This window comes from Gottfriedia endophytica (assembly GCF_017814275.1).
GTDB classification, from domain to species: Bacteria; Bacillota; Bacilli; order Bacillales; family Bacillaceae_G; genus Gottfriedia; species Gottfriedia endophytica.
This window is the reverse complement of the sequence record NZ_JAGIYQ010000026.1, coordinates 1-9,471: the sequence shown is the minus strand read 5'-3', so window position 1 is coordinate 9,471 and position 9,471 is coordinate 1. Positions and strand designations below refer to the sequence as shown.

The 9,471-nt window shown below is 30.1% G+C and carries 9 protein-coding genes; 1 reads left to right on the top strand and 8 read right to left on the bottom strand.

Going from position 1 to position 9,471, the window contains the following annotated elements; translation table 11 throughout:
* Nucleotides 1-411: 411 nt before the first annotated feature.
* From J5Y03_RS19615 to J5Y03_RS19590, 6 genes are all read right to left on the bottom strand, one after another.
* Nucleotides 412-966: a hypothetical protein gene (locus tag J5Y03_RS19615; RefSeq protein ID WP_209407689.1), complete on the bottom strand. Its 555-nt coding sequence runs from the start codon at nt 964-966 to the stop codon at nt 412-414.
* Nucleotides 967-1,113: 147 nt separating this feature from the next.
* Nucleotides 1,114-2,994 carry a nuclease domain-containing protein gene (locus J5Y03_RS19610; protein WP_209407688.1) on the bottom strand — a complete coding sequence of 627 codons (1,881 nt, stop codon included), beginning with the start codon at nt 2,992-2,994 and terminating at the stop codon, nt 1,114-1,116.
* Complete coding sequence (locus tag J5Y03_RS19605; protein WP_209407687.1) at nt 2,984-4,900, bottom strand: hypothetical protein; 1,917 nt, start codon at nt 4,898-4,900, stop codon at nt 2,984-2,986. The genes J5Y03_RS19610 and J5Y03_RS19605 overlap by 11 nt, the downstream gene beginning before the upstream one ends.
* A 731-nt stretch (nt 4,901-5,631) precedes the next feature.
* Nucleotides 5,632-6,042, bottom strand: coding sequence for a hypothetical protein (locus J5Y03_RS19600; RefSeq protein ID WP_209407686.1), 411 nt, complete (start codon nt 6,040-6,042; stop codon nt 5,632-5,634).
* Between the two features lie 19 nt (nt 6,043-6,061).
* Nucleotides 6,062-6,256: a hypothetical protein gene (locus tag J5Y03_RS19595; protein WP_209407685.1), complete on the bottom strand. Its 195-nt coding sequence runs from the start codon at nt 6,254-6,256 to the stop codon at nt 6,062-6,064.
* 129 nt (nt 6,257-6,385) lie between these two features.
* Entirely contained in the window at nt 6,386-6,868 is a 483-nt protein-coding gene (locus J5Y03_RS19590; RefSeq protein ID WP_209407684.1) for a GNAT family N-acetyltransferase, read from the bottom strand.
* A 146-nt stretch (nt 6,869-7,014) separates the two neighbouring features.
* Between J5Y03_RS19590 and J5Y03_RS19585 the strand changes: the two genes are divergently transcribed.
* The gene (locus tag J5Y03_RS19585) at nt 7,015-7,503 is read left to right on the top strand and encodes an Hsp20/alpha crystallin family protein (RefSeq protein WP_209407683.1); all 489 of its coding nucleotides are present in this window, start codon (nt 7,015-7,017) and stop codon (nt 7,501-7,503) included.
* A gap of 55 nt (nt 7,504-7,558) precedes the next feature.
* On the opposite strand, the gene J5Y03_RS19580 is transcribed toward J5Y03_RS19585, so the two are convergent.
* Nucleotides 7,559-8,143, bottom strand: coding sequence for an SCO family protein (locus J5Y03_RS19580; RefSeq protein ID WP_209407682.1), 585 nt, complete (start codon nt 8,141-8,143; stop codon nt 7,559-7,561).
* A 191-nt stretch (nt 8,144-8,334) separates the two neighbouring features.
* Complete coding sequence (locus tag J5Y03_RS19575) at nt 8,335-9,177, bottom strand: DegV family protein (RefSeq protein ID WP_209407681.1); 843 nt, start codon at nt 9,175-9,177, stop codon at nt 8,335-8,337.
* Nucleotides 9,178-9,471 lie beyond the last annotated feature (294 nt).

Genomic DNA, 9,471 nt, shown 5'->3' with positions numbered 1-9,471 from the left:
CGACTTCCTTCAGATTCTGCGTCACCACAGACACCCTTGTCTTAAGCTAACCACTACTACTGCCTTCATGGCTCGGGACTTACACCCTATAGATTATGCACATGCTGGGCGCACATAAAAAATCCTCCCAATTTATAATTGGAAGGATTAGTCTTTCACTTATATTAAATAAGTTCTTTTTTGCCATAGGATTCATGACAAATAAAGTGTAGACTGATAGATAAAAATGGATAGACTAACCCTATATTTTGTAGTTTGAAGTTATTCATTTCAAATAAAAATATAGATTAGTTAATCATTGTTCATCCATCAGTCCTCTCATAATTGTATTTTTATTTTAACAATTTTTTTTTAAAAATACAATATCATCATCAACTTCACCGAATCTTAAAGGAGAACTTACGCCCTTTTTTACTTTATCCCATTTACTAGTTCCTTATATTCCATTGCATTTTCCATTAAATACATTCCAAACTTTACATCAAATAAGATCGGTATCGCTGAGATTTGATCATTTATAGCAAAATAGTCATCAAGCGGTAGAATTTTAAACCCTACGCTTCTTACGAACATATATAACCTTTTGTTAATTGTACCAATGTACCAATCCGCATCATTTTGAATTGCATGCTCATATAAGCCTAACATAATTTGTTTAAAATTACCTTGTCCGCGACTGTCTCGACTGATTAACAATTTACTTATTTCATAAATTTTTTCGTTTTGGATATGTTTAATGAATTTATTTTCATGGTATGGATAGAAATATTTGTTCATATCGTGATTTTTAAAATCATAGCGACTGCACTCTACAGTCCCTATTAATCTCTCTTCTTCGCTATAAATTCCGTAACGTGAAAGATCACCATTTCGTTCCAAAAATGGCAATTCATTTTCTTCACAAAAATCTCCCCATAATTCGTTATATGCTATAATTTCTTCTTGCTTTCGAATTTCCCGAAACACGTCATTCTCCTTCCTAAACATAAATATGTTAAACAAATAATTTCTACTAAAAATTATATAAAATTGTTTGATTGATTTAAGTATATTAGTATCTTAACAAAGTATTCTTAGTTTTGTAAACGCATACATTGTTTTTTCATAAAAAATTTACATATACTTTTGTAAAACATTCCCTAAGATCGTAAGAATTTCTTTCTCACCAATAATTTCATAATGTTGTTGATTATTTTTTTTAGGAAAGTATTGAATATATGTTCCGCATCCTGCCTCAATAATTTTTCTATGAATGTTACTTCCAGGATATAAGCAAATGACTTCTTGAATCGGTTTACGATGGTAACTAAGTTTGCCATCAATTCGTTCGACGTACTTTAATCCCCAATATTTATACATCTGTTCCATTGCTTTTGTATTTCCAACAGGCTGATAAATATTGAACATGGGACTATATTTTACTTCAAATAAAATTGCACAACAAAATTTTCCCGTTTTCCGATTATACAGGTCAAGTCGAACATCAGGTTTCTTTGATTCATCTCCACTAAAAAAATGACTACCTTTTAATAAAGCTACTTGAGGACTACCCTCGATAATCTCATTGTAAATTAACTTTAATTTAAATTGCTTATTTACAAATTCGACTTTTGCTCCATCCATCAATTCGTCATCCTTGATGTATTGTAAAACCTGCTCTGCAATACTTTCCTCTTCAGTCGTAAATTGTAATTTCTTTAAAAGCTGACAAAGTGAGAAATAAATAAAATACTCATAAAGTAAAAAAGTTGGTTTATAAACTGGAATTAACATGACTTTTTTGCCATATTCTTTAATTTTTTTCTCAAATAGTGTAATTAAATGGACTAAATAAGAAAATGATTTTGTCGTATTTGTTGGAAAAGTGAAAGCACTTTTATCCTTTATTTTACTAAAGATTCCTTCAAAATATTCCCTATAATACGTATCATGAATTTTGTTTAACGAATCAATAATTCTTCTTTTCTCATATAGGCCAACACTTAAATTATCTAGCTCAATCTGCTTTAATGTTTTTGTTTGACGATATTTAGCTTTTTCTCTTTCAGTTATGGAACCATTTTTTGATACATTCGAAATAATTTGATCCAAATCATTAATTTGGGTTTCAAATTGTTTCAATTTTTCAGCTTCTTTTTGAAACTCATATCGAACAAATGAAATGTACGTGTTCAGAGTTAATAAAAATTGATAAATTTTTTGCTTCATATAGACAAGTTCATTCTCATAATTCGAAATTGTCAGCTGTGGTTGAATAACTATATTTTTAGAGTTCTTGATTGATTCATGCATGATTGACCATTGGATTGTCTTAAAATCGATTCTTTTTTGCTTTTTTGAAAGGACATAAGATTTGTCTATTTTTTGTTTATGTTTCACTTTGAATAATTGAAGGGCTGTTATTAATTGAGTTTGATGTAATTCAAGAAAACGAATGATTGGCCAAAAATAAACGGAACCATTTTGAGTAAATTTTGATGTGGATTTCTTAAAATAAAGAGGATCATTCATTATGCCATTAATTTGTTGATTAAGAGATTCTTGGATCCATTCAAGCTGATCATATGAAAGATTCTTTGGTTCAATTTTAATCATTCCATAAAAATGCTGCTCTTCATAAATGATACAAAATTGATAATAGCCACAACGCCAAGGATAGGCATTTTCTGTTTTTCCATGTTCATAAATCAGTATGTTTGGATTTTTTTTTGAAAATGTATAGATTGTATCTGCAATATCTTCTTGTTGGAAATGATATAAATTATTCCATTGAAACTTTACTTTCCCTGTAAAATCACCACGGATATCAAATAAAAAGCGTTTTAATTCTTGAATCGTATAGACACAACGGTGAGCATCTTTTGGAGATAAAACGAGCTGATTTAAACTTATTTTTTCTTCTTTTCCCTTTGTACCAATTAAAATTGAAATTTGAAAAGGTAAAAGTACATTCGAATCAATAATAGTTGTTTGATGATCAAGGTTAGTTAACATACCCATCAATCTCCAACAGTTTTCTTTTTCGTTTTAATTCATCAAAAGATAATTCAAATTCCGAAATGTTATTCTTCCTTGCTAAAGAAAATAATTCAAACAAAGAACCTTCCTCTGTATCACTTTCGATCGTACCAACTAAACTTTCTAAATGATTTACTAACCCACGAATCTTCGTTAAAACACGCTGTTTAATAAAATAATCAATGGCTTCTTGCCGAGTTAACAAATAATATGAATCGTCTTCGATTAAATTGCCTAAGTAATTTGATAAATCCCTAATCATTCTTGGTGAAATTAAGTAATCCCCAAATACATCCATTAATAAGCTATTAAACTGATCAAAAAACTCTACTTCCTTTTCCGATAAATTTGATAAAGTTGATATGTTTTTCTTCCATTCCTCATATTGACTTCCATTAATATAAACTAAAGGAATACTTTCATATATATTTTCTTTCTCCATAACCTCTGAGTATCGTTTAAAGGAAGTCGGCTTTAATGAAATGATGTTTACTCGGTCGAGTAGACGTAATGAAAACTCCTTAGAAGTTTCATCAAAATTAACTGTTCCAACAAAAATAATATTCTTTCCTATATGAATTTTAGACTTATAGTATTGATTTATAACAACATTATGATCATGGAATAAAGTAAGTATTCGATCTTCTTCTGGGAGTTCTAATATTGATAAAAACTTACTAAACCAATGCTCTATTTGTGATAAATTCATTTCATCAAAAATGACCATATAAAGACGATGCGGAAATTTTTCAGCTTCAATTAACAATTTTGTTAACCCCGTCTCTGAATCAATAAAAATACCAGTTGACGGATTTAAATAACCCAATAAATCATAATGCTCCCTGTATGACGGACTAATTGGAATAAAAAGTAATTCTTGACCTAACTCTAAACCAAGTGTTTCACCATATACCCGTGCTAATTGTGACTTTCCAGTTCCACTTACACCTCCTAAAATGGTAAGCGACTGAAATTTACAACAGATATGAAAATTAAATAAATCTTTTCGATTATATAACAACCCTTGTTGTATACAATTTTGATAAAATCGTTCAAAAAATGCAATTTCACTTGAAACATCTAGCCATTCATTTGGAATCATTAATCTATGTTCAAAAGTCTGAGTATATAACAATTCTTTACTTTCTTTTTGAAAAAACTTTTTTAGCTCAATGTAGTCTTTCTCTGGAATAAAATAAAGTAAATTTTGGTAACAAATAGAGGTTTCAAATGATTCATTACTGTCTTGATCTATATAACGAACTTGATTTTGTTTCTCTAGATAGCTGATGTCATTCATCATTGATTTCAATAATAAGTTCCCATACACTCTGCCTTCATAGTAAATAAATTCAGGTTCGTCATAATCGTTGTAATACTTCGGTAAGTGAATTGGTAAGGAGCCTTTGATTAATCGATTCTCGACTTCATCTCGCCCAGATTCATTTCTTAATTCAACAACAGGAAGTAAACAATAGTTCGTTAATTGATCTCCTTCTATAAATTCAATTATGTCCACAGTAAGTACTTCATTTGAGAGTTCAAACCGAAAAAGAACAACCTTATTACTGACAGCCTTTTTGAATGACTCTAAATCATCTTCCTTTTTTTTCCCTTTTATAAATGGATTAATTTTACTCTCATTATTTTTATTAGCGGTCGTCCCGGCAAAAAGAATATCCTTTGTAGAAAAACTAGCTTGTAACTTTAATGGAATTGGAGACAAACACTCCACATAAAAACGAATATGCTCCTCATCCTCAAAATAAAGAAGAATCTGCTCCTCCTGCCCAACTTTCCGAGAAGGAACAATTTTTCCTATAAACATAAATTCAGGTACCTTCTTAGCCAACTTTTGAGTTAAATTCCGCTTTAGCTTCATGTCATTTCACCCCAATCTTCCGACATACCTCTTACATTTTACGTTTTAAGAATGTGTAATATGATTAGAAAAGTGGCTACGGTTTATTTACCGCATACAGATTTTGGAACAAAAGTAAAGAGAAGTGTATTATTATTAGGCTATTTTCGTATACAATGTTGCTATTTTAGAATGCGTTAGTTGATTACAACTCCAGGTTGCTCCCTTTCCGTGGGGCGTGAGCTGAGCCTCCTCGTCGCTATCGCTCCTTTGGGGTCTCAGCCTTCCCATTGTTCCCACAGGAGTCTCGCACCTTCCATTGTAATCAACTTCTGACTTTAAAAGAATAATCTCAAAAACAACAATCTTTTAGAAAATAACCTATCATTAAAATATGATAATTCGCAAAAATGGAGGTATTGTATGGAAAAATAAAGAAAGGTAATTGAAGCATTAAATGTTTGAAGTAATCCTAGTATAAAAAATAGAGGAATAGCATGTTTATGATAATACCAGTAGCACTTATGCTATTTTTAGAGTTTGTAAAAGAACTAGTTCTTAAAATTAGGAAAAAACATTAAATAAATTAGGACGGCTAACTATTGGTCATTGTACTTACGTTTTCTATTTGGTATATCTTATTTGTAGTATTTCCAAATATAGACAAAAGAATTTTCACTTATACATGGTTGGGATTTATTATTCACTTTATACCTAAAAAATGAATAATATATTAAAAGTTAAAAAAGCTTCTATAATTTACCTTCTATTACCCATGTTCGAATACGAAAACTTTGCAATAATGAAACAAAAAGTAAAAGTAGCATTGATATGACCCATATTGGTAATCTATCTATCTCTTTTAAGCCATTCCAATTTATAATTACAAAACCTGATACCCCAATAAACATTAAATAGAACACAATATTCAATAAGATATATAAAAACCTTAATTTTCTATTTTCATCTGAGTAATTTAAAATAAGAGCAATTGAAAATAGTAATATTCCTAGTGAGAACGTAGAAATGAACCCAATGTATACTGAATTGGTATTTACACTGTTGCCAATTGGACCCGCTTTCGGTGTATATGCATCATATAGAATCCAAAAAGAAGTAGCAATCCAAATAAACGAAAGAATAAATAACAATATCTTACCCATTTTTCCCTCCTAAACTAATTTAAATTTTATTTGATAATATTTCCATATGCTCTCTCTCATTATTATATTGAACATGTAATGGCACACGAACCTTAATAACTTTTAATAGAGTTATATAACCCTTAAACTCTTTTGTATCCAAATATGATTGTACATAACTTCTTTCAACTACACGCTTCCACTCAGAACGATTAGCAAATCTTCTTTCGATCATTAATCCCCCCCTAAAAAACACGTCCTACTTTTCTATTATTAATACATTCTCTTTCGTTCATTTTTATCCTTCAAATATCTTCATCCACAAAAAAAGATACTCCAATTAGATGGAATATCCTCGTAAACTTTATAACATTAACTGGTAGTAGCTTATATCAAGCCATTTATCAAACTTCATCCCAACTTTTTTAAAGTGGCCAACTTTCTCAAAGCCTAAAGTACGATGTAAGTGTTCGCTAACCTCATTACCACTCGTAATGCATGAAATGATTGTTTGATGGTTTTGTTCCTTAGCATATGAAATTGCATGATTCATTAATAATTTTGCAAGACCTTTCTTTCGATGCATTGGATGAATATAGACTGATAACTCTACCGTATGTTTGTAAGCATCTTTTTCCTTAAATTGCTTTAATGAGCAGTAACCTGTTATGGATGAATTTTCTGTTGAAACGAAAAGTGGATAGTCTTGGCTAAAGTCTTTATACCATTCAAGCATTTCTTCAACTGTTTTTTCAACGATATCGAATGTTGCGGTTGTATGTTTAATCGCATCATTATAAATTTCAACAATACCTTTTACATCATCTGCTGTTGCGAATCGAATCATTATTGCCACTCCCTAAAGTTTTTTAATTCTTTTCTACAATTTAACATAAAGTAGTGGAGAATAATATTCTTTTGACTTAAAACCATGCACATGATTCTAGGCATTTACATATATTATGCTAGTCGTGTTTTTAAGGAGGTAAATGTATGAGTGAGAATCATAAAGAAAAAGAAGGTCAAAATGGTAAACAGTCAAATTTTACGTTGGATTATCAACACTACATGAAAAAGGTCGATGAATTTTTTGATCAAAAACCAATTAGAGGTCTATTCGATGAAATTGACAAGTTTTTTCATAAACATGGTATTTTTTCTTCAATCGGAATTGAAATTTTTGAACATGAGGATAATTTAATTGTTCAAGCAAGTCTTCCAGGTGTATTAAAAGAACAAATTTATATGGATATTGAAGGTACGAATTTAACAATTGGGTTAAAAAACACAGCAGAACAAGAAGTGATAAATGACAAAGATGCTTTTTCATTTAAAAAATATTCATATAGTCAATCTCAAAGAATTGTAAAGTTACCATATCCAATTGATGCAACTACTGCAACTGCTGCTTATGAAAATGGATTGCTCATTATTAAAGGAAAGAAAATGAAAGAATACCAAAAACAAATTTTTGTAGATTAAACATTTATCTCATAATCTATTTATTTGTACTAAAAGAGGCTAGCATTTGCTAGCCTTAATTTTTCAATAATATTTTCATATCACTTATAATTTCATCAAAAGGAACTTTAGAAATAGAACTATAAGATTTTATAACAGTTCCTTTTTGATCTACTAAAAAGAACCTAGTCCCATGTATAACTTGATCTTGACCTGCTGGTTTCTTTACAAATTCTTGAAAATTATCATAGGCAAATTTTTCAATTTCATTTTGACTATATCCTGTTAAAAAGTTCCATGATTTTAAGTCCGCATTAAATTTAGTTGAATACTCTTTCATTTTCTCTGGTGTATCAACTGATGGATCTACACTAAAAGAAACAAATTGAACATCCAAGTTTTTTTCTTTAGCCATTCGTTGAAGTTTGGCCATATTTGCTGTAATTGGTGGACAAACAGTTTGACAATTAGTGAATATAAAATCTGCTAAATAGATTTTCCCTTTTAAATTTTTACTTCCAAACGGTTTTCCTTCTTGATTTGTATATGTATAACTTTTCGTTTTCCAATTTAAGGCATTCTCAATCTTGTTACCACACCCCACTAATGTAAACGCTAGCATTACAACAAATAAAGAAACGTACAAGTAACGTTTATTCATCTTCAATCCCCTTAAACTATTTTTTAACATTATTGTAACAAAATTTTTAATAAATGTGTTATTTTTAAAATTAAAAAGATTTTATCTATATGATTCCAAACAAAAAGAAGACGTCATATCAAGTAATTTAGTTACTTCATAGACCTCCTCTTTTTATCAAAAATAAAACTTGTTATAAATCAATTGGTTGTTTATTCAGCGTAGAAAACAAAGCCAATTGCACCTTCACCTGTATGTGTACTAATAACTGGTGTAGTGTAAGTTATGTCAGGAATGATAAAATCAGTTAACTTTTGAATAGCCTCTTTTAAAGAGGTTGCTAATGGAATCGCCTCGGCATGCGCAATACCAATCCCTTTAACCGTTTTACCAGCAGTATCTTGTTCAAAGTATTTAGTGAACATCTTTACAACTTGAGAATAACTACGTGCTTTTCCAATTGGTGTATAGACACCGCCTGCTAATGACGCAAGAGGTTTAATATTTAGTAGAGAACCAATTAAGGCTTTCCCTTTTCCGATTCGACCACCTTTTACTAGGTTATCTAAAGTATCAACCATTACATATAAATTCGTATTGTTTTTTATTTCTTCTAAACGTTCAAGAATTTGCTTTACAGTCGCACCATTCTTTGCCATCTTAACAGCTTCACTAACTTGAAACCCCATAGCTAGTGTTATAAATCCTGAATCAACTACGTTAACATCACCTTCTACTAAATTCGCAGCCGTATTTGCCGTTGAATATGTACCGCTCATACCACTAGTCATATGAATTGAAATGACTTGACTTCCATCTTTTGTTAATTCCTCATATAAATCAACAAAAGTACCAACAGCTGGTTGTGAAGTCTTTGGCAACTCCTCAGATTGCTTCATTTTACTTAAAAATTCTTTTGATGAAAGTTCTACTCCATCAAGATACGTGTTTCCATCTATTTGAATCGAAAGAGGAATTACTGTAATTCCAAGCTCATTTATTTGATCATTTGAAAAGTCTACTGTAGAATCAGTAACAATTTTAATTTTTGACATAAGTTCACTTCTCTCTAAGCAATTTCTTAATTTATGGTAAACATTAAGATTTTTTTATCATAATTTTAAGCCACGATTATTATAGCACTATTCAGACCAACTGTAATTACAATTTTATGGAAATATAGTATTGGTTAAAAATATCATGACAAAAGAAAAACCCGGCTAGTCCTGGTCAAGACCCCAAAAAGTGGAGATGAAAAAAAAACAGAGTTATTTCCTTCAGGAAATAGCTCTATTTTTGCCTTTATGTTGAGCTATTACTTAGTTAAATTTCTTTTTTGATTCATGCTT

Excerpts from the sequence above, each read along its gene's own strand:
- J5Y03_RS19605 (WP_209407687.1), bottom strand. The coding sequence starts at position 4,900 with ATGAAGCTAAAGCGGAATTTAACTCAAAAGTTGGCTAAGAAGGTACCT.
- J5Y03_RS19610 (WP_209407688.1), bottom strand. The coding sequence starts at position 2,994 with ATGTTAACTAACCTTGATCATCAAACAACTATTATTGATTCGAATGTA.
- J5Y03_RS19585 (WP_209407683.1), top strand. The coding sequence starts at position 7,015 with ATGAGTGAGAATCATAAAGAAAAAGAAGGTCAAAATGGTAAACAGTCA.
- J5Y03_RS19600 (WP_209407686.1), bottom strand. The coding sequence starts at position 6,042 with ATGGGTAAGATATTGTTATTTATTCTTTCGTTTATTTGGATTGCTACT.
- J5Y03_RS19580 (WP_209407682.1), bottom strand. The coding sequence starts at position 8,143 with ATGAATAAACGTTACTTGTACGTTTCTTTATTTGTTGTAATGCTAGCG.
- J5Y03_RS19575 (WP_209407681.1), bottom strand. The coding sequence starts at position 9,177 with ATGTCAAAAATTAAAATTGTTACTGATTCTACAGTAGACTTTTCAAAT.
- J5Y03_RS19590 (WP_209407684.1), bottom strand. The coding sequence starts at position 6,868 with ATGATTCGATTCGCAACAGCAGATGATGTAAAAGGTATTGTTGAAATT.
- J5Y03_RS19595 (WP_209407685.1), bottom strand. The coding sequence starts at position 6,256 with ATGATCGAAAGAAGATTTGCTAATCGTTCTGAGTGGAAGCGTGTAGTT.